A 23,558-nucleotide genomic window follows, 5' to 3' on the forward strand; every position below is an offset into this window, starting at 1 on the left:
GTAGTTAAAGTAAACCAATAAAACAGACTACGACAATGGCAGCTGACGGATCATCTGCTGAACCTCATTACCATATTTAATTCGTTGTCGTGTCTCTTCTAATGCGTACATCTGCGTCTTCTTGGCTGCAGGATTGGCACTTCTACCTTCCGTCACCATGGTATCCGCTGAAGACTTTTCTTCATCTAATCGCCCAGGTATTGTTTTAACCGATGACCAACCTAAACCACCAATCGAGCGCGCCGTCATTATGCCTTGATAAATGGTATAGCCTCGGGCGCCCACTTTGACTTGTCCGAGTAGAATCTTGGTAAATCCACCATGAATGGGAGGAGGTGTGTACGTCATCGTCTTACCGCCCTGCGTCATTCTGGTCGCAATCACCTGCCCCTCTGAGCTGCCTATTCGCATAGCCGGGTTCGTTTTATTGGCCCATGCAACATTGTACTCACTAGAAGGCCTAATCTTGTTCATTAAGCGAGAACCAAGGCCTGGCTGAGTGACATCTTCCAATGCACCGCCGGCTCTTACCCAGCGTAAGTTCTGAACCGACTTATAAGCAGAATATCCGCCACTCACTACACCAATAATATCGAACGGAATCGTCGCTATATCGAGTTTGCGAGAAATATCGCCATCATCGATAACACCCGAAGCAATTTGCAGCGCACCACTGGTCATCCCAGCAATACCGCCGATAATACCTGCAGCCAGTACTAAGCTAGAGCCCCCCGTTGGCGCAGCCAAGGCAATACCAACAATCCCCGCGATAACCCCAAAAGCACCGAATAAGATCTTACTGATATTCAGGTGGCCACTTGGATCGGTGAAGTTAATCGGGTCGTTATGGCAGTACACATAAGCATTGTGAACACCCTCATTGAAAGGCGCCAAACTGTCCGGAGCATTGAAGCGCATCAGCTTAGGTTGGTAGACACGATAACCTTGACCTAAGTGATAGCCTTGCAACACAGGGTCCAACCACTCGCCATTAAAGCCAATCTCCGAATGAGAGATAGTCATCGACTGCGCCATCGCTAAACGAACCGAAGTAGGAAGCAGTGAGATACCACCAGCCACCGCCGCAGTTTGACCAATTTTAATCAGGAACTCACGGCGATTAAGTGGGGTAATAAATACCGAGTCTTTATTGTTCATTTGCATTCCCCGCTTGATCACGTTGCCCATATGGAGAGTAACGGTACATCGACCCTGTTTTGCCCGACGTATTTGACGCGATTACCGAACCATTTTGATCCGTTGCCAATAACGTAGTTTCCGAGTCCATCTCTGACCATTTAGGCACTCCTTCGTGATAGATATACTGAGTGAGTTTGCCATTTCCCTCGATCGAAGCGAGGTCACCCCATAGATAGTTAAAGTGACGAGATTCAGAAACGGACTGTTGTGTAGACAGTCGGTCGTTGCTGTCATATTGATAGAGCCATTCGGTATTATCAGCTAACACACGCTGTAATCGGTCGAAATGGTCATATTCAAGAATTCGACCATCCGCATCTTGAATCATGTTGCCATTCAAGTCGTATTTCACTGTTACCTGACCGTCGAGTTGTGGATGGGAATGAGTAATACGAGTCAACTGGCAAGGGTCATCCGACTCATAAAAGTAACGAGCGAAATCCTCAGATTCAGTAGTCGCTGTGCGTTGCGTCAGCATGTTACCTAGCTCATCATAGCTCCAATCAATAGACGTCATAGGCTGAGACCAATCGCTCAGTGGGCCCGCGCCGAAGAACTCGACTTTAGTCAACTGAGAAAGGTCATCATAGGTATAGATTTCCGTCAGATTACCTAAAGTTACACACTCCTTTTTACGAGAATTAAGCAGCCCTAACGCGTTATATTCTTGTGATTGCTCAAAGATATAATTATCGTTCAAGGCTATAGCTCGGTTGACTTCGCGACTATATTCATCCCATTCGAGTTCAGTGACTTGGGTTTGACTACCCGATATCAGTGTTTCTAATATCACTCGATCAAACTCATCATATTCGTAGTAAACCGTTGTTGAATTTGAACTCAATTTCACTAATCGTCCGAGTTCGTCGTAACCATACTGGCGAGTGTCCGTGTCACTATCAATTGCAGCGATAACCCCACCATCGGAGTAGCTGTAGTAACGAGACTGACCATCATTCACCTCGGCTTCAGGCAAACCTTTAGTCGAGTAGGTAATGGTACTTTGATTGCCTTCACTGTCCTGACTCCCTGTCGGTAAGCCGGATATTGGGTCATGACTGTAACTAGAAGCCTGCCCATCAGACGACTTAGCACTTAGCACTCCCAATTGGCTATCGCGAGCAAATAGCCTTGTTGGGGCTGCCATGCTGGTTTCAGTTTCTGGGATATTGCTGCTATCCGCGTAAGTCCACGCCAATGAAGCTTGGAGACTCGATCCTCTGCGCAAGGATTGCGGACGTCCCAATCCATCAATATCGCGTTGCCCTAAAGTCACCCCACCAATTTTCAGATCTACAACTTGTGACTGATCGGTATGTTCAGCGTAAGTGATATCTTGATCGACACCGTTCGCTTGAGTCATGCGAATAACACGATCAAAACGGTCGTAATGGTAATGCTTAGATCGAGCGAGAGGATTCGTTTCTTTAATCAACCTTCCCCATGAGTCGTACTCATAATTCCAACTGTTGATGCCTTGCTCTTTTTTCTCTTCTAGCCCCCAGCTATTCAGAGAACTGACCGTCATGGTCAAACCTTCAATACCTTGGGTTTTCTTACGTGAGGCAAGATTATTGAACTCGACACGACGTTTTCCATTCGCTAACAGAGTCGCTTTAATCTGATCCCACTCATCGTATTCATAGCTTTCTGTTAACACCACAGGCGCAGATCTAGAATGGCGATCAGGCAGCACATCGTAGGTACTCTTACTTTGGAGTCTACCCAACGCATCGTACATTTTTGTCCATACGATCGAGCTACCAACTTTAGCCTCTAGCTCGCGCCCTTGACCATCCCAGCTTTGTTCACACAAGTTGCCTTTGCAATCCGTTAACAACAGGGTTTGTCGACTCATACCAGTATCAACAATGTATTGATACGAACGAGCAGCGCTTCCTTCAATCCGTTCTTCAGTAGTTCTACGAAGCGAATCATAAGTAAATGCACAGCTAACTCCGTCTGAATCGACATGACGCGCGAGTTCTCCAATATCAAGGTAGTGCCCAACCGCAAGATTGGTTTTCGTATTGTCGTGACAGGTCAGCTCTTCGTGTTCTTCAAGGACATAGCTATCCAACTCATAACGATAGTGAGAAATAGCAGAATACGTGCCGTTAGGATGAAGAATGTCATTTTGGACTGAAGCCAATCGGCCGAAAGAGTAAGTCTCACCAGTATCAGTTTGATAAGCGTAATGACTTCTATAGCGTTGGACGTCTTCTTCCAAACTCAGAACCACATCACGATGGCCATTCAGCCCCTCAAGAGAAGCATATTGATAAGAGATCACTCTCTGTTCTGATCCATTGTTGAGCGTACGAGATTTGACGAAATTCACCATACCCGTTGGCGATGCGGGACAACCTGCCTCACCATGTTTAGCGTAGTATTCGTAACGTTCTGCGATGTCATTCTCATCAACGAACTTAAGCATGTTGCCATATTCGTCATAATCCCATAATCGACTTTGAGCTTGGCTATCCGATCCAGAAAACCAGACTTGTTCCTCTTTACTGATCAATGAATACTGAGCGGGTTGAGCGGAAAACTGTTGATTATCAATCGCTGGGTATTCCAGCCTTTTCAAATGAACAAGGTTTCCGTTTACCTGCCGGGCTTCTTCAACGAGTAGATGAAATTGATTGTATGTTTGCGCTGTTACAATAGAGCCATTTTCGATCTTTTGGACGCGATAAGTATATTCGTAACCACGCTCAAGTAAGTTATCAAGCCCTTCACTTAATTCACCGCCACGTACACCGTAACCCATGAAATTGCGGCTATCTGTACCAACACTGTCGTAGGTTGTGGTAATAACTGGCGAATTAAGGGTAAGAACATCGTGTGCAGTAACGGCTGGTAAGTAAGTCATTGAGTTGACGCGAATACCATCAGCCTTATATCTCAAACGCTCGGTCAAGCCACAAGGATGGTTTACCTCATTGATTAACGTATATGAACCAATGCTTTCATAACCGAAACTATAGCTACCTGCTTGTTCTGGTAAATTGCATTTGACGAGCTTGTTATTGCTAAGAGTAAGACTGAAGTAAGCTTCATGGGTACTGCCAATATTAGTAAAAATATTAACGCGCCCTACCGAGATATACTCAACCCATAAAAGTGCGGTCTGTTTGGTTGTTCTGTCATCCCAAACTTTATCTAAGCGCTTATTTTGTCCCACGTTGAGCCAAGAAAAGTAGAGAGCATGACCATTGCTTTGGGTGATCTTAATGATGTCGCCATCTTTATCTAAAAGATCAGTACGTCCATTTTTATACGTGATTTCATAACCATTCGCGCTAGACGATACCGAAAAATCGAGCAGTTTCTTGTAACGAATACTCATCTCTATATTGGCGTTTAATTCAGCACGGTAGGATTGCCCATTTGCAAGATAGAGCTGTTGGTTCTCGATGTCGTATCTTGGGAGATTCAATTTCCAGCCTTTACCGAAACCAAGGTTGTCCGTCGAGTAAGGTGAGAATTGAATGGATATATCGAGGTTTGGTCCCTTAAGCCAGTTACCAATAAGAGAGCCAAATAAGATTTGATATGAATAGCTTCTGGTTCTTTGGTCTACGCCGCCCGAACAAAAGCTATCAAAGTTAAAAGCGTTTGAAGTCCAATTAGACATAAATTTACCTTAAAGTGAATGAGTTAGCTCAAAGTGGGTGAGCTAACTCTGATTTATCTGGATGTTATTGGCTAACGAGATTCCAATGGGTGTAATCCCATTTCTGGCCGCCACCAGTAAATTCACTTTGAGGATAAATAAGCTTTAGTGGTCCTTTATTTCCGTATTGGTCAAATACAGTAAATCGATACTCTTTTTGAGAATCATTGTTCGATGTCCCGCTATTTGAATAAAGCAATTGGCTCAGAGTCACTGATCTTAGTTGCTGGTTAACTCGCCATACCGCCGTGCGACCTTCGCCAGCGGCGCTATTCCAAACATATTCATCAGATACATTACGCTCTGAACCTGGAGCGAACACATAACCTTTCACTGAACGAAAGCCATTAGTGCAATCTGAATAACAACCTAACCACTCATCGTTTAGGAACACCTTATCGCTGTCCGACTCGTCGAAGTTATCCATAGCAACCTCGACCAGTTTCACTGAAGTATCTTTGGGCGTCACATAGAAGTTATACATCTCAGCTTTTTCGAAATAGAAATCGTCAGTGTTAGTTTCTTCCCATACCTGTTCACCTTCTCCAATCTCTGAAAAGTCGGCGGCACTATAGGACTTAGGCTGTACGCTTTGATAGAAGGCACTTGATTCATTTGGATAAGCGCAGCTGTCGTAGTAGTTATTGTCATATTGGCTACCAGTATTGAATTTAACTTTCATACAAACTTCACGATGCTGAGCTACCTCGTTGCTATAAACCCAAGCGGTTAATTTGGTATCAGATGCTGCAACCCGAGAGGTTGGTAGACCCTTAGAGTATCCATAACTGTTCCCCATTTGGTGAGAATAGTCATTTGGGTTCAATGTATACCCCCAGCAATCTCTTCCGTAGGTACAGTCTTTATTTTTGCCTAACTCTTGTTCACTATTCTTAAGGTAAAAAGATATCGCACCTTCTAAGTCACTCTTAGGTACTGTCACTGGTCTGCCGTAACTATCAGCGAAGGAAACTGACACACTAAGTTTGGACTGCATTCTTCCATTGCCATAAAAAGGCATGGGTACACCGTTGCTTTCATTATGATCAGCCGTTAAGTCATCGGCCACCACATGATAATCACTATTAATTCCTGCAAAACTTGCACTAGAAAAAAAACACGCTGACATTGCTAGTAACAATGATTTATTCATCGACAACTTCATAGTATTAACTCTACATATTATTAGGTAAGAAATTAAAGAAAAGACAATGATATCTCTGGATATAACAACTTTGTTGATAGTTAAATTAACCCTTGGGTCTTTACCCTATTTTTAAATCCACACTATCAACGATTACAAGTGCCATTATCCATTCTAATAACCATTGCTTACACGTCATTTAATTGATTAAACAGACAGCACTAATTTAATTAATCAATTCATCAATGTAAAATTTCAAAGTCTTCTTAGCCCTAGCCAATTCACAAAACCCAATGAAAAACTATACCAATAAAAAACAACAACTTAAGATTAAATTTGTAACATTATTTCAAATTCATTCATGCAATAGCCACACTCAGAATCGAGAGAGAATTACTTTTTATAAAAATCAGCCCATTTATTTGTTGTGACTCGCATCGTTATACCACCTTACTGTTAATACTATCAGCGCTTTTACATTGTTTTTATATTAAGAAGAACTATTCGAGATAATTACCCTTACCAATAAAATGGTAATATTCATTCTTCAGCTGATATCCTAAGATATCTATCGCATTCGTTAATTACGTCAAAATATAAAAACCACCATAAAATTACCACTGTGTTCAATTATTAACCGACAAGATGATAATTTATATGCCTTTATCTAATTTCTATTAATATAATTAATGAAAAGTTAATGAGTTCTTATTAATGCTCTCTCTCAATATTTTGAAAAACCTGTTTGCCCCTCTACCAGGGTAGACTTAACACTCTAGAAAGCGAATCTCTGTTCTACGTTGGAACTCGGCTTAGTGGCACGTTAGGCGCAACGATTGCCGCTATCTGCGTAAGGAAAATGGCGAATGTGGAATAGAAGGTCGTAGTGCTAGCTCATCAAGCCATATTCGTGGGGGGTGTTGCGCTGATTCCGCCGCTTATCGAGTGGCAATGGCCGACGTGGTATGAGTTGGTGCTGTTAGTGTTGGTCGGTGTTATTTCTTCTATCGGCCAATGGTTTGGTGTCACCGCTTACAAATGGGGAGAAGCGAACATGGGAACATGGTTTCGAATGTTGAGTTCTCACAGAGAATCTACTCACGATTCTTGGTTACTGTTGTATGCAGAGTTGCCAAACACCATAGCGGTGATTGTTTTCAGTGCCATTATGCCTTTTGTAATCAAGCTCAAGAAAGGTCAATAATTCACGGTTCCATTTGCCCCGACCAATTCGATAGGGACGAATGGCACCCCAACATCAATGCTGCTCAAAATACTGGTCGTGTTGTGATTTGCCAGATTGGTCTTGAGTTCCTGGGTAGAACTGAACCAGCGTCTGGTCGGCTAGTGTGAGGTGAATCCAACCCTCTTTGACTTTCAGCCAATTGGTGCCGTTGGTCTTATAGACGGCAGGAAAATTGCCCCAGCCTGACTCTGACACCTGCAGCTCTTGAAAGCGGTCGATCGGCGTTAGCTTATTGCTGGCAAAATCTGCGTCAGCATAGACTGATAATGGCTCGATGGCATCGTTGGGCTTAAATGTATAACAGCTCACAGAGGCTAAAGTGCGATCAAACCACTGGTAAGGTTGTGCGCCGATTAAATCGTAGACCGTGCAATCGTTAAATTGAATGGCCCACTCTTGATGCGCTTTGAAGCCAAGGTATCCAACGGGTTGGGATGGTTCAGGCTTCGAGTCAGCCTCTGGTTCATATACCGGTTCCGAGGTAGCACATCCCATCAGCCCAAGACTAAAAAGGAAAGTCAAAGCACGCTTCATCATTGTAATACCTCAGTTCCGTTAGTGAGTTAAAAGCTATTCAAGCTCCCTCCATTAAACGGTAAGTTCTAAGCGATTACCATCCGGATCGAGTACACAGCTCTCATAATAGCCATCGCCTGTTCTTCTTGGGCCATCTAAGCGCTCATAGCCGTCTTCGACCAAGCGACTTGTAAGTTCATCAACCGCTTGTTCCGAGCCTAATGAAATCGCCATATGAATGAAGCCCGTAAATTGATCATAGATGTCATCTTTCGATTCAGGCACCGAGTCCATTTCCATGATCTCTAAACGGCTCCCTGTTTCGAAAGAGAGGAAGTATGAAGAAAACCCTTTGGTTGGGTTGTGATATTTTACGTTGGATGTTGCGCCGAAATAGTTTTCATAAAACTGCTTCAACACGTCGAGTTGTTTTGTCCAAATAGCGATGTGTTCAATCTTCATTTTGTTCACCTAAGTTTGATGTCTAACGCTAGATTACTCATCAAATAAGGAACAATAAACAGAACGAAATCAATCAAAACCGTTCCTATTTAATGGACGCGATCTTATGTCCATAACTGCACAGTATTGGTATCTATGTTTGTGTAATAGTTATCTTTCCTACATAGTCGGTGTTTTACACATTCTGAGATATAAGCCGTGAACTTTATAAAACTAATAACTCTCGCTGCGATATGGGGCGGTTCGTTTCTGTTCATGAGAATTGCCGCTAATCCGCTGGGCCCTGCGGTGCTGATCGAAGCGCGAGTTCTCTGCGCTGCCGTCACTCTATTTTTGGTTTCTTTTTATCTGAAAAGGAAGCTTTCTTTTAATGCCCATGCGAAACACTTTTTCATTCTTGGCTTGTTTAATACCGCACTTCCCTTTTTGTTTTTCGCTTATGCAGCGCAGACACTGAACGCCTCGACACTCGCTATCTTGAACTCTACCGCGCCAATATGGGCGGCGATCATTGGTGCGATATGGACAAAAACAACACTCGAGGCGCGTGTTCTATTAGGGCTTGGGATTGGCGTAACGGGAGTTGGCGTGTTAGTTGGCTGGGACGCGATGAACATTGGCCGTGAAGCCATACTTCCTATTTTTGCAGCGGTGATGGCGGCCTTTAGCTACGGAATAGCGTCAAACTATACCAAACAAGCACCCAAAGTTGAGGCATTCAATAACGCTCATGGCAGCATGTGGGCTGCGGTATTAATCGTGTTGCCGTTTGTCTTCTTTATGCCGATGAGAGAGGCTCCAGATCTCACCATCACCACATCAGTTCTCTTGCTGGGTGCCGTTTGTACTGGCCTCGCTTACCTGCTTTACTTCAATCTCGTTTCAGAATTGGGGGCGCCTTCGGCTCTGTCTGTCACCTTCTTGATTCCTGTTTTTGGCATCTTGTGGGGCAACCTGTTCTTAGACGAAGCGATTGGCCTTAACACCATTTTCGGTTCGGTTCTTGTGATTACCGGCACCATGTTAGTGACAGGTATGACACCTTCTAGGATGATAGAGAGCGCAAAACAGAAACGAGCGGCAAGAGTAGCTCGCTAATCAGATGCCAATGAGCACTTAGAATCTCAGCAATGCATGTTGGAATGACGTTGGAGAGCTAGCCCGCTGACGGTTAACTAATAGAAACCATTAATCGGCCATGTATTGCTGAATCTTGTTTCTCAACCACTGATGAGCAGGGTTCGGTTCCGTTCTCTTATGCCAAATCATGTATTGCTGCACAGGCAACACCTCAAACGGCTGATCAAGAACTTGAAGCTGGAATCGCTCGGCAAATTGATTAGCAAAACTACGAGAAGTACTGCCGACACAATCAGAGCCAGAGACTAATACACACATCATCATCAATGAGTCACATTCTGAGCTCACTTTTCTTTGTTTGATGGCCTTCTTAGCGAAATAATCGGCCGTATAAAGACGAGAACGACGCATTCTAAAAGTGATGTGCTTTTCATCGTAATACTGCTCTTCGGTCACGACGCCATCAATTCTTGGGTGCCCTTTACGAGCAATCAATACCAACTTATCCTCAAGCACTTGCTGGTTCATATAACCATTGACCTGCGGGTAGTGAATATCGATGGCGAGATCCGCTTGCTGCATGCTCAAACTCTGCAGGAGTTCTTCTTCGTTATTCGGCACCATATTGAATTCGATTGAGATATTTCCCAGCGTTTCATCTTGCTCGACAAGCGGCTGAAGCTTGGTTAAACCTATCTCATTAACCAGAAGTCGGAATACATGATGCTGCTGATTATCGAATTGCTTCAAGGTACTGACAGCGCTGGTGATTCCTTCGAGTGCAGGTTCCACTCGGCTTGCTAGTTGCACCGCAGCATTGGTTGGAATGATCCCTCGCCCTTCACGAATAAACAGATCAGTATCAAGCTGAGATTGGAGTCGCTTCAAGGCTCCACTCACCCCGGGCTGAGTCATACCAAGCGATTCTGATGCAAGCGTGATCGACTTTAATCGATACACTTCTAAGAACACGCTCAATAGATTTAAATCCAACTTTTCCACGTCGCTCACCGTTACTCTCCCTGTCAATGTGGTCTTAATCAATCATAGGTCAGGATTCGTCTTCGTTCCCCAACCATTGCATGACTCAATACATAGCCAATCGTGATGTATTAAATAAAGCTTACTTTATTTTTTGCTATATGTCTTATTCCTATAATCGCCTCAACGAAACAAAATTCTGAAATGAAGAGGCTCTTATGACAACTTCTCGCACGTTCAAAAATGCATCACTGTTCCTAGCTATCTCGCTGGCATTCCCTGCGATTGCAGCTAACCATGATCACGCACACTTCAGCGAAATTGGCGACCAAGGTGGCAAAAGCGCAACCGAGATGACCACTAAAGCAAACCAAGAGTTCGCAAAAACACTGAACTTTGCCGACACTCGCGCTTTCGACAATAACAATAAAGGTCTTGTTGCTAGCTTTGATCAAGAGACGGGCGACATCATTCGTAATAGCTTTAACTTCATCGATCCAAGTGTGACGAATGCAGACCAAGCACCAGATTCAGTAAACCCTTCACTGTGGCGCCAAGCGGTATTGAACCAAGCGGCGGAAGGTTTATATGAAGTTGTTCCGGGTAAAGTTTACCAAGTTCGAGGTGCAGATTTAGCGTCTATCTCTTTCATTCGTAGTGACAACGGTTGGATCGCCTACGACGTTCTTCTGACCAAAGAATCAGCCGCCAAATCACTCGAATTCTTCAAGAACAATGTGCCTGATGGCGGTGAACTGCCCGTCGTTGCAATGATTTACTCTCACTCGCACGCTGATCACTTTGGTGGCGCAAGAGCAATCAAAGACGCGTATCCAGATGTAAAAGTGTACGGTTCGAAAAACATCACCAAAGAAATCGTCGACGAAAACGTACTGGCGGGTAACGCAATGTCTCGTCGTACCGCCTATCAATATGGCGCAACCCTGAACCGACACGAACACGGTATTGTGGATGCGGCACTGTCGAAAGGTCTATCAACCGGTAGCATTACTTACGTCCTGCCGGACTACGAGCTGAACCATAACGAAGAGATTGAAACTCTGGTTATCGACGGCCTAGAAATGCAATTCATGGATGCTTCAGGTACCGAAGCGGCATCAGAAATGGTGACGTATATTCCCAGCATGAAAGCACTTTGGACTGGCGAACTGACCTACCAAGGCATGCACAACCTGTACACGCTGCGTGGCGCTAAAGTACGTGACGGCTTGAAATGGTCTAAGAAGATCAACGAAATGTTAGTCACTTGGGGCGAAGAAACAGAGGTACTGTTTGCGTCTCACTCAGCCCCAATCTGGGGTGAACAAGAGATTTCTGATTACCTAAAAATGCAGCGTGATGCTTACGGTTTTACTCATAACCAAACGCTTCGTTTAGCCAATAACGGTGTGGTTCTACAAGACATCGGTGACGAGATTTACAAGGTAATGCCAGACAGCATTCAACAGTCTTGGCACACCAATGGTTACCACGGTACCTACTCTCACAACGCTCGCGCTGTGTACAACATGTACCTTGGTTACTTCGACATGAACCCGGCTAACCTTAATCCATTACCAATCGAGCCAGAATCGGTGAAGTTTGTTGAGTACATGGGCGGCAGCGACGCTGTGATTGAAAAAGCGCAGCAAGATTTCCAAGAAGGTGAATACCGCTTCGTTGCAACAGCACTGAATAAGGTGATTCAAGCTGAGCCAGAGAACAAAGTTGCACGTGGCTTATTGGCAGATACTTACGAGCAATTGGGTTATCAATCAGAAGGTGCAGGTTGGAGAAACATCTATCTAACCGGCGCTCAAGAGCTTCGTATTGGCACACAACCGGGCGCACCAAAAACTGCATCTCCGGATGTATTGGCTAACATGACTATCGAGAACTTGTTGGATTACTTAGCAGTTAAAGTGGATTCGCTAAAGGCGCAAGGAACACCATTTACGCTGAATATTCAGCTGCCTGATGTGAAAGAGTTCTACTACGTTGAGATGTCTAACGGCAACCTGAACAACATCCAAGTATCAGAGCTGCAAGATGCGGATACGACACTGATCATCAATAAGTCTGACGTGTCTGATATCGTGCTTAAGAAAACAAGCCTTGGAAAACTGTTAGAAGACGGACAAGCAGGCGTGAAAGGTGATAAGACATCGCTTAACAAACTGCTGTCTTCACTAACAGAAGCTGACACCTCTTTTGAGATTGTACCGCGTCCAAACAAAGGCGAAGAAGTTGATGCCGAGCTATACCAAGATTCAGCGGTACACGCGCATTAAACGCTCAAGCGATAAAGCGATAAAGCGATAAAGCGATAAAGCGATAAAAACTATAACAGCGTCAAACAAAGCCTAAAAAGGCAAGATGGCTATTAACGATAAAGCCTCAACCGATTCGATTGGTTGAGGCTTATTTCGTTCAAAGTGACCAACCACTCTTCCAACAGCATTAATTACAACATGGCACAAAATGGTAAAACCTCCGTTCCCATACTTTTTATAGTACGTACACTAGGTACTTACCACAAAGCGGACATAACCGCTTAAATATGGCAAAAGCCGATTAATACAATGGAAGACTGAACAATGAAAAAACTGGCACTAACAGCATTAATCACAACAACATCATTCACAGCCTCAGCAGGCTGGTTTAGCAACGATCAGGATGACATATCAGAGATGATGGGAGTAATGCAGGCATGCGTATTGTTCGAGCAAATAGAAAGCACGCCAGCCTCTTACGCTGACCTTTCCACATTGGTTGAAAGCCAGTATGACCATGAACAGATATTTAAAAGGGTAAGTGCTGAAACTTTAATCAAGCTAAAACACGGCACGATGGTCACTAGCGAATGCAGGGCTAATGAGCAGCGCGCGCTCGAATTTTTAACATCAATATAAAAGCCTATCGCCAATGGCGAAGCTATCATTAACAATACTAGTTACAGCGGCAGTCTAGTAACTCCAGCGGCAACGGCTTGGGGTGCTCGCATAGGTTTAGGCACCAAGAAATCGACCGTTTGAGTGATACCTAAATCGTAGTTGAGGAGGGATATGAGTTCACCCGAATTCTCGGTGTCTCTGCTGCGTAATAACTAGCTGATAGTAAACACCCGGACGAGCTAGAGCTTAATATCGTGGCGGAATACAAATTCAACATATCAAGATTTTGGACATAACCAAGTTAGAGCATTGACTTAATTCGGTGAAAAACGAATTAATTTAAGTATTAAAAGCACCGGCCACCTCTAACAAAGCGGCCAAATTATCCGTGCCACTACACCCAATCCATCAGTTATTTTTCGCTATCATCAATCTCTTTAACGAAATTCATAATTCTTTGCTCTATAGACATTCGAATACCGTCACCAGATAAGCTAATCGCTTCTGCAGGATAAAAATGACCGAAGCCAGGTACCCAGGAAAACGTATATTTCACACCTTCTTTATCGTAGTGCTTGAGCAAGGTTGGGTTTATTTCAAATAGCGCTGGCAAGTCATATTGACCCTGGAAGAGTAAAATTGGACTTGGCTTATTTGTTTTCGAAATTTGTTTAGCAATATCAAATCCAGAGGGCCCACCCGAAAGGAGAAAGGTACCCGCTACGGAAATATTCATGCCATGGGCTACGTTTAAACTACTAATTGCCCCAGCAGATTGTCCTCCCAATATAATTTTATCGGGATTAACCCCATAGTGCTTAGCGTTGTCCTTAATATGGTCAACTGCATCACGTAGGTCTTCGGCCGCAGATAACACGGCATTATCTATTAACACCTTTTCTTCCGGGTTATCGAAATCAATTGGCGATAAACCTAAGTGTGGTCGGATAATATTAATTTGCTGCGCCGTGGCATTAATGCTGCCAAGGTCGAGATCCTCACTCTTGTAGCCTCTGCCTGTGGGCAGCGGTTTTTCGGTAGCGACGCGATAATCGATAGCAAAACAAACATAGTCTTGCTTTACGAACTTCTGACAATAGTCATTCATTGAAGTGTCTTGCGCACCATCAATGTTATAGCTATGGTCTGGTGCGCCCCGATGAAACGCACCACCAAATGTCATGACAATTGCCGTTTTTGCTGCTTCAGACTTGCTAGCTGGTTCAAATACGTTCATCCACAAGTCTCTGGATATTACCTTTTCGTCAACCGTCACTTGGCCTTGACCATATACAACTTTTTCACTCATCTTAAAGCCATGACCTGCATATACGCTTGAGCTAAAAGAAACGGCTGTTAAAAGCATGCTTGCAACTAGGACCCCGGGTGTTTTTGGTTTGGTCATATGGCCACCTTCTCTGTTTAGTCTGAATTAAGTTTGTTTCTCGTCGTGTGATATTCGAATACTACATGAGTCGCTGGAAAATCAATGCCCTAACATTCACAAAAAGCGACTCAACTCACTGATGGACTCAGTTAAAGCTTTGCTCAACAATGATACTCTCACTCTTACTTTGCTCGGGCGCTCGCTGCCTTCTAAAGCTAAAACCAAACACTGTATTAAGCGCGTTGACCGTTTATTGAGTAACGGCCATTTACACCGTGACCGACTCGATATTTACCGGTGGCAATTTCATCAAATATGCTCAGTCAATCCGCAACCTATTGTCCTGGTTGATTGGGCCGATATTCGTAACGGATGCTGGCTTTCATAATTCCTGATTTAGACAAGTTAATGATATGGGTTGGTGTTATCTAGGACGCGTCAGGGGTGACGTTAACGTATTAGTCAAAAAACAGTGGCAACATATTAAGCTTCTGTTTAACAAAGCGTAAATACCGACCACAAGGCCGAGAGCATTTTCTTGCTCAGGCCGTCCATAAAAAGTCAGCAATGGAACCTTGGTTACTCGCAACCAACATTCCAACAGACATATTCTCTTCACGATGCATTGTTAGGTTGTACACCAAGCGTGAGGTATCGTTACCAGATAAGGAGCGTTAGCGCTCCTTATCAGTGGCTATGAAATAAACTGCCAGTTAACGCTGGTTATTTATTTTGGTAATAGTCTGTAATCGCATCAAAAGCAAACATGCGGGGTTTGTTTTCAGCGCGAGCAGCGTTTGATGCACTCGCAGCCGAAGAGAAAGTAGCTACAACCAGATCCTGAGATTGATCGATATACATCACCTGCCCAAACACACCGCGGAAAGTGCCAACGCCTTTCTCGCTATCATGCACCCAAAGGTAGTTTTTATACCCCTCTAACTGAGTATCATAAATATTACCATCTGAGTCTTTGTAAGCACTACGTTGAGTGTGCTTGCGCTCCTCTTCAGTCAGGGCAAAGGTGTCTTTTACCCATTTTTCACTAAATACCTGCTTACCATTATATTGACCGTTATTTGCCATCGCGACACCAACGCGAGCAAAATCACGCAAGGTGGTGTTCATACCGCCTGTCGCTACTGGCGTATACTCTGGATCGGTAAACATAAACGCGTCATGCTCCGTGCCAAGCTTGCTCCAGATCTCGTCTGATATAAAGGTTTGCAACGGTTTACCAGATACGCGAGCGATGATCCATCCAGCTACATCTACATTAGGAGAATGGTACTCAAATTTATGGCTCGGCTCTAAGCCCTCAGCTTGGCCAAACATCGGCATGAAAGCCATCACACCGCGTGGTACATCGCTTTTGGTGGGATCAGTGCCCATCAAATCAAACGCTGGCGTTAGGCCGATACGACGAAAATATTCTGTGTGCACCGCCCCCGCCGTCATATTTACGTAGTCTTCAGAGTAATCGAGAGCTGAGACCATATTTAGAATATCGCGTACAGTGCGTGAGCCAAAATAGCTCCCTTTTAATTCGGATACATAATTTTCTACTTTTACCGCAGGATCTACTTTGCCCTGTTCAACCAGAATTCCCATGGCCTGACCAACCAGTGACTTAGTACTCGATGCCCAAAGGTGATGATCGCGTGGACCAAAATCACCAAAATATTCTTCATATACTATGGTGCCATTTTTGATCACTACAACACCATCAGTATCATCGCCAATCAATGCACTACGAACCGTATAGTCAGTGCCATCCACCTTAAAATCGATATCGGCAATAGCTGAGTTACTCGCCATTGGAAACTGAACTATTTGGCCGTCTCTAGGCACCATAAGGCTTGGCAATATACCCGTATTGCGAAACCCCCATTTATTGTAGGGCTGAAGCGTGTAGTTCATTTGTGTTACCTGAGCTTGCGCTGATGCAGGTACCGTATCCATGGCAACCATTGACTTCGCAACAGCAACAGAACTAAATCCAAGAGCAACAAGCGTACTGAGCAATAGTTTTTTCTTCATTTCAAAACCTTTAATGTAATGATACACAGTTGTTTTAATCACAACTCCAATCATGACATTTGATTAAGACAACCAATACACCCAAAATGTACGTAAAACACGCACAATAGGTGTTACTCCATGTTTACTTTAGAACAGATACAGAATTTTCAGGCCGTTTATGAAACTGGTAGCTACAGTTTAGCCGCAAAATATCTCAATAAGAGCCGCACTTCCGTAAGAGATAGGATCCTTGGACTTGAAGAACAATTAGGTGAGAACCTATTTAATATCAAAGGAAAAAAGGCAGAACCCACCATACTTGCGCTGCACCTATATCGTCGAGCAACCAATATCGTCAGGCAAGCAGAAGAGTTTGAATTAATTGCCTTATCAGTAAAAGAACACGACTTAATGGAGGTTGTTTTCTACCACGATGCCCTGATACCAACAAAGCTGATAGCAACCATAGATCAATGTCTCTTTGAAACATTTCCCCACTTGACTGTGCATTGGATACAACAAGGTCGAGAAGGCAGCATGAAAGCCTTGGAAAAAGGTACTGCTCACTTTGCGTTTATGCCATCTTTAGGAAAGATCTATCCAAGCGATGGGGTCGGATACACAAACTTAGGGCAATTAAATCTTGGTATTTATGCGGGAATAAATTCACCACTGGCCAAATTGCCAACGGTAACCATCGGAGACCTATCTGGTAACACCCAACTGATTTGTGACGTCGCATCCCGCGGCAGCTCTCCTTTTGGCAGCCTTTCCAACCAGCAACACTTCGTAACCAGTAAAGAAGTACTCGTTCAGCTGTTAGAGTTTCGAGGATGGGCGGTTTTTAACAAAGCTAATGCCCAAGTCTATGTCAATGCAGGACAAATCATAGAGTTAGATTTAGAAGAAATCCTCCATAACTTTCCCAACTCTCTGGTTCTATTTCATGCCTTTACTCACGAACAAAACCGAACCCAACGCGTTATCACATCCATCATTAAAAAAGTAGCACTTAAAGTGTTAAGTTGATTCAACGCTGGTAAACAAAGCCACGCTACATGTATTGGGTGATTGCGGCACCTTGGTCTCACCTTTCGTCACGCGTTTGCCAACCAGCGAGTAGTCGTGGTCCCCTGCTCTTGATGGTATGAATGGTCTAGCCAAAGTGGCGCCAAACAAAAACATCTGTTTTCTAACCAAAATAATAAGCCGTTATATATTCGCTTATGGCCATTCGCTATGCCAAGTGACAGATAAATTAGATATGGAAAATCGCTATGAACAGGATGTGAGTGAGCAATAGCTCTAACAAGAAAAGGGGCATAAATGAGTTAGGTCGACCTAATTAAACTCTGTGATCACCAAGCGATTCTGTCGTATCGTAACTACCAAGCGACTTTGTCATTCGCTTAATTACCGAGGGAAATTGACGGTCTCTATTTTTACGTAATCCTTTGACTAGTGCTACGAATTAGTCAGGGGTGTATAGGATGATCGTTATGGATACTCAATCTCAGCTTACCGTGGATATCATCGCAAAAGTTGCTCTCGGTAAAATCTCAATTACTAATGCCTCTAAGCTCCTCAAGAAGTCTCGCAGAACCATCGAACGTTATCTCAGGCGATATCGCTCTGATGGTATCCGATTTGTGGTTCATGGCAACACAGGAAGGGCACCCGCTAATAAAATCCCCATTACCTTAAAGCAACAAGTTCAAGCTCTTATAAAGACCAAGTATTACGACTTTAACATGCTTCATCTCGCCGATATGTTAGAGGTATTTGAAGGTATCAAAGTAAAACGGGAGACGCTTCGTACCTGGGCACATGAAATCCATCATGTAAAACGAGCCAAACATCGACGTTCTAAGGTAAGAAGACGACGTGAGCGTATGGAAGCCGAAGGCTTAATGCTGCAAATGGACGGCAGTCCGCACCTTTGGTTCGGTGATAAAAAATCCTGTCTTATCGCCATGATTGATGATGCAACCAGTGAGGTTCATGCGGAGTTTTTTCCTTCAGAAACCACCGAAGGATGCCTCAAAGTAATGAAAACTTATATCAAGAAAAAAGGTCTTTTTAAGACTCTGTATGTCGATAGAGCTGGCATCTTCGGTGGACCAAAACGTTGCCACTTCTCCCAGATGCAACGAGCCTGTGAAGAGCTGGGTATAGAAATTATTTTTGCCAATTCGCCTCAAGGCAAGGGTCGCATCGAACGTGCCTTTGATACGTTCCAAGATCGTCTAGTCCCTGAGTTAAGGCTGGCTGGGGTTACTGATATGATCAGTGCAAATAACTACCTACAAAATACCTTCATCCCTGAGTATTGGGCAACGACCCTCACAGTCAACGCCAAATTAATGCGCTCTGAGCATACACCCGTTCCGAAGTACCTCAACATTGACGCGATATGTATTCAAAAAGAATATCGAAAAATCCGTCGAGATCATACCTTCAGTTACGCCAACGCAATGTATCAAATCACCTCCCCATTACGGCACTCTATCGTGAGTCAACAAGTCGAATTACGTAAGCAACTTGATGGTGGTTTTACGGCTTACTTTGCTGACCGAGAGTTATCGATTAAAGAGCTTACTGAGCCTAGCTCTAGGAAAGAATACGGAGAAGAGGTTCAGAAAAAGATCGAGGCTATAGAGCTTGCCAATGAGTTAGGGAATGTTAGAGAAGCGGCCCGACAAAGCGGTTGTTCTGTCAAAAGCATTCACAACAACCGTCAATTGCTTGAAGCCCATGGCCCACTTGCTTTGAAACGTCTGTATGGTCAATCACACAACAATAATCGCATCGATGAAAAGACTCGAAATATCGTCATCTCATTAACACTCAAATCGCCTCACCTAACCTCTATTAGGATAAGTGGTGAGATGAGAAAGCGTTTTAACATCTCGATTAGTCACTCAACAGTAAGGAACATCTGGCTTGAAGAAAAGCTGAATACAAGAGAGTTACGGGAGGCACGTGCCGAGGAATCAATTATCGAATAGAAACTAATCTGCAATAGTGGACTACTATGAATAGAGCAGCGACAGAATCCTTCGGTATTTAGACCGTCAACCTCCCTCGGTAATCACATCGACCTAATTAAACTCTGAATTGAAAAATGGCTGATAACAAACCAACAAGACAGCCTGTTTATTTCAAATTTATCAATAATGAGGGCACTTCTTGCGTTGATCCTGTGAACCACTAGAAACTTTGCGTAGTTAAACTTTGTTATAAAAGTGGCTAGGATTCTGTTTTAAGGAAGGAACATGCAAAAAATAATTCTGATCACAGGGGCCACGGATGGCATCGGTTTAGAGACCGCAAAAGCACTGACGCAGCAAGGGCACCATGTTCTGATTCATGGCCGCAACGCAGCTAAGGTCAATAAAGTCGTGACCGCTCTGTCTCGCCTGTCTAAGAATGCAATCATCGAAAGCTACATCGCAGACCTATCGACGCTCTCTGAAGTTGAGGCGCTCGCAACCCAAATAAAAAGCGATCACAAACGACTCGATATACTCATTAACAACGCAGGTGTGTATAAAGTGTCGGACATCACCACTCCAGACAATCTTGATGTGCGTTTTGTCGTAAACACCATTGCGCCGTATCTACTGACAAAAAAGCTGCTTCCTCTTTTTGATGCGACTAGTCGTATCGTCAACCTATCTTCAGCAGCCCAAGCATCCGTAGATTTAGAGGCATTAATTAGCCCCAATGCGGGTGAACTTGATGGTCCGGTTTACGCGCAAAGTAAGCTCGCACTAACGATGTGGTCCATCGAATTAGCCTATACTCTTTTAGACAAAGGCACCGCAATTATCCCTGTAAACCCAGCCTCTTTCCTTGGTAGTAAACTGGTGAAAGATGCTTATGGCGTTGATGGTAACGACCTAGCGATTGGTGCCGATATTCTTTGTCGTGCTGCGCTCAGTGATGAGTTTGCCAACGCTTCTGGTCAATATTTTGATAATGATTCTGGGTTGTTCAAGGACCCGCACGCCGACGCATTAGACAACACTAAGAACCACAAGCTGGTGACCGTGCTTGATCAATTGCTCGAAGAAAAGCTGTGCGTTGCGCACTGAGCATTCATTAGTAAAAAACGACCACTAACACTCCCCACACACAATCCGAGCCGCAGTTCTATCCATACAGACAAAGAACTGCGCGCTCTTTCGATTATTAAAATTTCTTTAATACTGATTCCCCGCTTTGCCCAATTATCACCCAAGATGCAGATTGCTAAACTTGCCCTCATCGAAACAACACAGGCTACGGCCGAGGAGCATTTATGCGTTTTGAAGGTGAAGTTTATCGTCCTTGGATGGAAGCAGAGAGCGTACTCATCCAGACAACATTGGGGTGCAGTAATAACCAATGTACCTTCTGCACGATGTTTGATGATAAGCGTTTCAAAGTAAGAGATATCAAAGACATCTTTGAAGATATTGACGCGGCGAGAAAGATTTACCCGCATGTTGAATCTATCTTTTTGGTCGATGGTAATGTGATGGCGATTAGAACCGAAATGCTGATTTCGATTCTGGATTACATCAAGATCACCTTCCCTGAAATCAAGAATATCTCTTTGTATTCAGGCTTCAACGACTTCCGTCGCAAGAGCTTGTCTGAATTAAAAGAGATTAAGTCGGCAGGTTTAAGCATGGCCTATTCAGGCTTGGAGTCCGGTGACCCAATTGTGCTTGAACGCATTCAAAAGCGCATGACGCGTGAGCATGCAATTGAAAGTATGAACTTAGCCCGTGAAGCAGATATCAAGGTGCTGGCTTCTTTCATCTTTGGCCTTGGCGGCAAAGAGCGTTCTATAGAGCATGCGATTAATACCACCAGCTTGCTGAACATCATGCAGCCGGATGCGATTGCACCAATGGCTTTAGCCGTTCAACCGGGATCGGGGTTGGAAAAAAAAGTAAACCGTGGCGAGTTTGTTTTACCAACGCCATTGCAGATTCTGGAAGAAGAAAAATACTTACTCGAAAACCTAGAAGATTTCGATTGCTACTACTGGGGCGACCACGGCAATAACATCTCACCAATGCGTGGCATGTTGCCTCAGGCTCGCAAGCCGTTTCTTGATAAGATCAATCAAGACATCGCTCACAACCCAATCACTAAGCAAAACGTCATTAAAACCTTCGCTTGGTAATAGCTCGATTTAATTCGTAAACAGTAAACGTAAACAGACCAAACGACAGGCGTTGCAGCTCCAAATTATGGAATAATCAAAGTCCAGCAGCGCCTAACGTATACCTTACTTTTTCAGATTCACAGCCCTACCTAAGCCAAAGCCGCTAACAACAAGTCAGTACTCGCTTCCACGTGAGCTGCAATCTCTTGTTCTGTGGGTGCAGGCATTCCCATCAACACACCCTCTCTGACACTCATCACCATACCAAGCCAAAGCTTAATTTTGGTTTGTGGTTCTTCAATATCGAATCGTTCATTGAAAAACTGAGCAAGCACACGATCGGTATCATCTGGGCCAACGTCCATAAAACGGCTGACCAATTCTGGAGACTTGCTGCCTTCTGCGATCAACAGCTTAAAGGTCGCAATATGCTCGCTCGAAAGGTGAAACAAAACGAAGTCTTTTGCGAAGCCCAATAGCGCTTGTCGAGTATCGGTGTGTTGCAAATGCACCACCAACTTATCGTCTGTCTGGCTACCCATTTGTCTTAACGTCGCTTCAAACAACACATCTTTAGAAGAGAAGTAACGATAAAGCGTTTGCTTCGTCATTTTCGCTTCACTAGCGACTCGGTCCATGCTGGTTTGCACGTAGCCTTCCGCGAGGAATATCTCCTTCGCCGCTTTTAAAATCGCGAGTCGTTTCTTCTCTTTGTTCTGCTCAATCTTGCTCATTACTTCATCCACCCCAAAACAGAGATCATACTTTAAAGTATGATTTGTGTTGACTCAACCAATTTTTAAAATCACACTCACCAGTATGATTTATTGATAGTAGATAATTGGATAGAGAAATGACGACAATGAACCTCCCTAAAACTGAAGCAAGAAACACACGAACCCTCGGCTTTACCCTCGCGATCGCAGGTGCCGTATTAATGAGTATTGATCCGATCTTCATTCGTTATGCCGGTGTCAGCGGATTCGATACTGCCTTTCTGTTCGGCTTATTCAGCGCAATCTCGATGCCGATTTTGCTTAAGTTCAACGACAAACGTGGAATCCGAAAAGCAGTCGTACAGAGCGGTTGGCCATTGTTGGCAGCGGGTATTCTTATGCTCGGCAGTGCCTCAGGCTTGGTGTTCAGCATCAAGATGACCTCGATTGCCAATACCTTTGTGATCCTGAGTGCCGCCCCTGCTGTTGCCGCTATTTTCAGCAGGCTGATCTTGAAAGAAGCCACTAGTCGATCGACTTTGGTTGCCATTGTTGCGGTGATGATTGGTATTACGATTGTCGTTTCAGGTTCGTTTTCTTCAGGGAACTGGATGGGTGATGCTTTAGCGGTATTCGCAGTGATCTGTTTATCTATGATGTTTACCTTGCTGCGTAAATATCAAGACGTCAGCCGATTGGCGAGTGTGGGCCTAGGTGGTTTGTTGCTAGCGGTTGTGATGTTTTTCTTCGCAACGCCATCAAGCTACAGCGTTGAAACGTGGTTAATCATGGGCATGATGGGCTTGTTTACGGCACCTGTTGGCCGAGTGTTATCTATGGTCGCAACGCGCCACATTACCGCGCCAGAAGTATCAATGACTCTGATGTTAGAAACCGTGTTAGCGCCAGTTTGGGGGTTTATCTTCTTCACTGAGATCCCACCAATGACCAGTATTGTCGGCGGTGTGGTGATCTTGATTACGATCTTCATCTACACCTTAGTGACCATGAAAAACGATGACTAATAAATCGATTAATAAAGAGATTAATAAAGAACTAAATAGGAGTTG

General features: G+C 44.1%; 18 protein-coding genes and 1 pseudogene. 10 read left to right on the top strand and 9 right to left on the bottom strand.

What is annotated here, in order from left to right; translation table 11 throughout:
• Positions 1-27 precede the first annotated feature (27 nt).
• From OCU90_RS23235 to OCU90_RS23245, 3 genes are all read right to left on the bottom strand, one after another.
• A complete protein-coding gene (locus OCU90_RS23235; protein WP_061025903.1) occupies positions 28-1,158 on the bottom strand; it encodes an RHS repeat-associated core domain-containing protein in 1,131 nt (376 codons plus the stop codon).
• Entirely contained in the window at positions 1,148-4,840 is a 3,693-nt protein-coding gene (locus tag OCU90_RS23240; protein ID WP_061025902.1) for an RHS repeat domain-containing protein, read from the bottom strand. The genes OCU90_RS23235 and OCU90_RS23240 overlap by 11 nt, the downstream gene beginning before the upstream one ends.
• A gap of 64 nt (positions 4,841-4,904) precedes the next feature.
• Complete coding sequence (locus tag OCU90_RS23245; RefSeq protein ID WP_017082599.1) at positions 4,905-6,032, bottom strand: hypothetical protein; 1,128 nt, start codon at positions 6,030-6,032, stop codon at positions 4,905-4,907.
• An 877-nt stretch (positions 6,033-6,909) separates the two neighbouring features.
• Between OCU90_RS23245 and OCU90_RS23250 the strand changes: the two genes are divergently transcribed.
• Positions 6,910-7,227 carry a hypothetical protein gene (locus OCU90_RS23250; RefSeq protein ID WP_240513423.1) on the top strand — a complete coding sequence of 106 codons (318 nt, stop codon included), beginning with the start codon at positions 6,910-6,912 and terminating at the stop codon, positions 7,225-7,227.
• Between the two features lie 54 nt (positions 7,228-7,281).
• On the opposite strand, the gene OCU90_RS23255 is transcribed toward OCU90_RS23250, so the two are convergent.
• Positions 7,282-7,806 (bottom strand): hypothetical protein, encoded by a 525-nt coding sequence (locus OCU90_RS23255; RefSeq protein ID WP_061025896.1) that lies wholly within the window; start codon positions 7,804-7,806, stop codon positions 7,282-7,284.
• Between the two features lie 51 nt (positions 7,807-7,857).
• Positions 7,858-8,247 (bottom strand): VOC family protein, encoded by a 390-nt coding sequence (locus tag OCU90_RS23260; RefSeq protein ID WP_017078507.1) that lies wholly within the window; start codon positions 8,245-8,247, stop codon positions 7,858-7,860.
• A gap of 255 nt (positions 8,248-8,502) precedes the next feature.
• Here OCU90_RS23260 and OCU90_RS23265 point away from each other — a divergent pair, with 255 nt between their 5' ends.
• Positions 8,503-9,345: a DMT family transporter gene (locus OCU90_RS23265; protein ID WP_061025895.1), complete on the top strand. Its 843-nt coding sequence runs from the start codon at positions 8,503-8,505 to the stop codon at positions 9,343-9,345.
• Positions 9,346-9,435: 90 nt separating this feature from the next.
• On the opposite strand, the gene OCU90_RS23270 is transcribed toward OCU90_RS23265, so the two are convergent.
• Positions 9,436-10,338: a LysR family transcriptional regulator gene (locus tag OCU90_RS23270; protein WP_004732294.1), complete on the bottom strand. Its 903-nt coding sequence runs from the start codon at positions 10,336-10,338 to the stop codon at positions 9,436-9,438.
• A 188-nt stretch (positions 10,339-10,526) separates the two neighbouring features.
• Between OCU90_RS23270 and OCU90_RS23275 the strand changes: the two genes are divergently transcribed.
• A complete protein-coding gene (locus OCU90_RS23275) occupies positions 10,527-12,599 on the top strand; it encodes an alkyl/aryl-sulfatase (protein ID WP_061025894.1) in 2,073 nt (690 codons plus the stop codon).
• A gap of 306 nt (positions 12,600-12,905) precedes the next feature.
• Positions 12,906-13,220: a hypothetical protein gene (locus OCU90_RS23280; RefSeq protein WP_061025893.1), complete on the top strand. Its 315-nt coding sequence runs from the start codon at positions 12,906-12,908 to the stop codon at positions 13,218-13,220.
• A 394-nt stretch (positions 13,221-13,614) separates the two neighbouring features.
• Here OCU90_RS23280 and OCU90_RS23285 read toward each other — a convergent pair whose 3' ends face one another.
• Complete coding sequence (locus tag OCU90_RS23285) at positions 13,615-14,607, bottom strand: alpha/beta hydrolase (protein WP_061025890.1); 993 nt, start codon at positions 14,605-14,607, stop codon at positions 13,615-13,617.
• Positions 14,608-14,659: 52 nt separating this feature from the next.
• Here OCU90_RS23285 and OCU90_RS26210 point away from each other — a divergent pair.
• Positions 14,660-14,956, top strand: a pseudogene (locus OCU90_RS26210) (IS4 family transposase); the annotation flags it as partial.
• Between the two features lie 356 nt (positions 14,957-15,312).
• On the opposite strand, the gene OCU90_RS23295 reads toward OCU90_RS26210, so the two are convergent.
• Positions 15,313-16,629, bottom strand: coding sequence for a serine hydrolase domain-containing protein (locus OCU90_RS23295; RefSeq protein ID WP_061025917.1), 1,317 nt, complete (start codon positions 16,627-16,629; stop codon positions 15,313-15,315).
• Between the two features lie 120 nt (positions 16,630-16,749).
• Between OCU90_RS23295 and OCU90_RS23300 the strand changes: the two genes are divergently transcribed.
• The 4 genes from OCU90_RS23300 (at position 16,750) to OCU90_RS23315 (ending at position 21,790) form a co-directional block, all read left to right on the top strand.
• Positions 16,750-17,640 (top strand): LysR family transcriptional regulator, encoded by an 891-nt coding sequence (locus tag OCU90_RS23300; RefSeq protein ID WP_061025889.1) that lies wholly within the window; start codon positions 16,750-16,752, stop codon positions 17,638-17,640.
• 461 nt (positions 17,641-18,101) lie between these two features.
• Positions 18,102-19,619 carry an ISNCY family transposase gene (locus OCU90_RS23305; protein WP_081090036.1) on the top strand — a complete coding sequence of 506 codons (1,518 nt, stop codon included), beginning with the start codon at positions 18,102-18,104 and terminating at the stop codon, positions 19,617-19,619.
• A gap of 267 nt (positions 19,620-19,886) precedes the next feature.
• Positions 19,887-20,708, top strand: coding sequence for an SDR family NAD(P)-dependent oxidoreductase (locus OCU90_RS23310; protein ID WP_061020921.1), 822 nt, complete (start codon positions 19,887-19,889; stop codon positions 20,706-20,708).
• Positions 20,709-20,914: 206 nt separating this feature from the next.
• Positions 20,915-21,790 carry a radical SAM protein gene (locus OCU90_RS23315; protein ID WP_061020923.1) on the top strand — a complete coding sequence of 292 codons (876 nt, stop codon included), beginning with the start codon at positions 20,915-20,917 and terminating at the stop codon, positions 21,788-21,790.
• A gap of 131 nt (positions 21,791-21,921) precedes the next feature.
• On the opposite strand, the gene OCU90_RS23320 is transcribed toward OCU90_RS23315, so the two are convergent.
• Positions 21,922-22,506: a TetR/AcrR family transcriptional regulator gene (locus tag OCU90_RS23320; RefSeq protein ID WP_059017722.1), complete on the bottom strand. Its 585-nt coding sequence runs from the start codon at positions 22,504-22,506 to the stop codon at positions 21,922-21,924.
• Between the two features lie 119 nt (positions 22,507-22,625).
• Between OCU90_RS23320 and OCU90_RS23325 the strand changes: the two genes are divergently transcribed.
• Complete coding sequence (locus OCU90_RS23325; RefSeq protein ID WP_061020925.1) at positions 22,626-23,513, top strand: DMT family transporter; 888 nt, start codon at positions 22,626-22,628, stop codon at positions 23,511-23,513.
• Positions 23,514-23,558 lie beyond the last annotated feature (45 nt).

Origin of the sequence: Vibrio splendidus (genome assembly GCF_024347615.1) — a bacterium.
Classification (GTDB): domain Bacteria; phylum Pseudomonadota; class Gammaproteobacteria; order Enterobacterales; family Vibrionaceae; genus Vibrio; species Vibrio splendidus.

Coding starts and splice junctions, on each gene's coding strand:
- OCU90_RS23255 (WP_061025896.1), bottom strand. CDS start 7,806: ATGATGAAGCGTGCTTTGACTTTCCTTTTTAGTCTTGGGCTGATGGGA.
- OCU90_RS23285 (WP_061025890.1), bottom strand. CDS start 14,607: ATGACCAAACCAAAAACACCCGGGGTCCTAGTTGCAAGCATGCTTTTA.
- OCU90_RS23265 (WP_061025895.1), top strand. CDS start 8,503: ATGAGAATTGCCGCTAATCCGCTGGGCCCTGCGGTGCTGATCGAAGCG.
- OCU90_RS23310 (WP_061020921.1), top strand. CDS start 19,887: ATGCAAAAAATAATTCTGATCACAGGGGCCACGGATGGCATCGGTTTA.
- OCU90_RS23325 (WP_061020925.1), top strand. CDS start 22,626: ATGACGACAATGAACCTCCCTAAAACTGAAGCAAGAAACACACGAACC.
- OCU90_RS23315 (WP_061020923.1), top strand. CDS start 20,915: ATGCGTTTTGAAGGTGAAGTTTATCGTCCTTGGATGGAAGCAGAGAGC.
- OCU90_RS23240 (WP_061025902.1), bottom strand. CDS start 4,840: ATGTCTAATTGGACTTCAAACGCTTTTAACTTTGATAGCTTTTGTTCG.
- OCU90_RS23245 (WP_017082599.1), bottom strand. CDS start 6,032: ATGAATAAATCATTGTTACTAGCAATGTCAGCGTGTTTTTTTTCTAGT.
- OCU90_RS23275 (WP_061025894.1), top strand. CDS start 10,527: ATGACAACTTCTCGCACGTTCAAAAATGCATCACTGTTCCTAGCTATC.
- OCU90_RS23305 (WP_081090036.1), top strand. CDS start 18,102: ATGATCGTTATGGATACTCAATCTCAGCTTACCGTGGATATCATCGCA.
- OCU90_RS23235 (WP_061025903.1), bottom strand. CDS start 1,158: ATGAACAATAAAGACTCGGTATTTATTACCCCACTTAATCGCCGTGAG.
- OCU90_RS23260 (WP_017078507.1), bottom strand. CDS start 8,247: ATGAAGATTGAACACATCGCTATTTGGACAAAACAACTCGACGTGTTG.
- OCU90_RS23280 (WP_061025893.1), top strand. CDS start 12,906: ATGAAAAAACTGGCACTAACAGCATTAATCACAACAACATCATTCACA.
- OCU90_RS23300 (WP_061025889.1), top strand. CDS start 16,750: ATGTTTACTTTAGAACAGATACAGAATTTTCAGGCCGTTTATGAAACT.
- OCU90_RS23295 (WP_061025917.1), bottom strand. CDS start 16,629: ATGAAGAAAAAACTATTGCTCAGTACGCTTGTTGCTCTTGGATTTAGT.
- OCU90_RS23320 (WP_059017722.1), bottom strand. CDS start 22,506: ATGAGCAAGATTGAGCAGAACAAAGAGAAGAAACGACTCGCGATTTTA.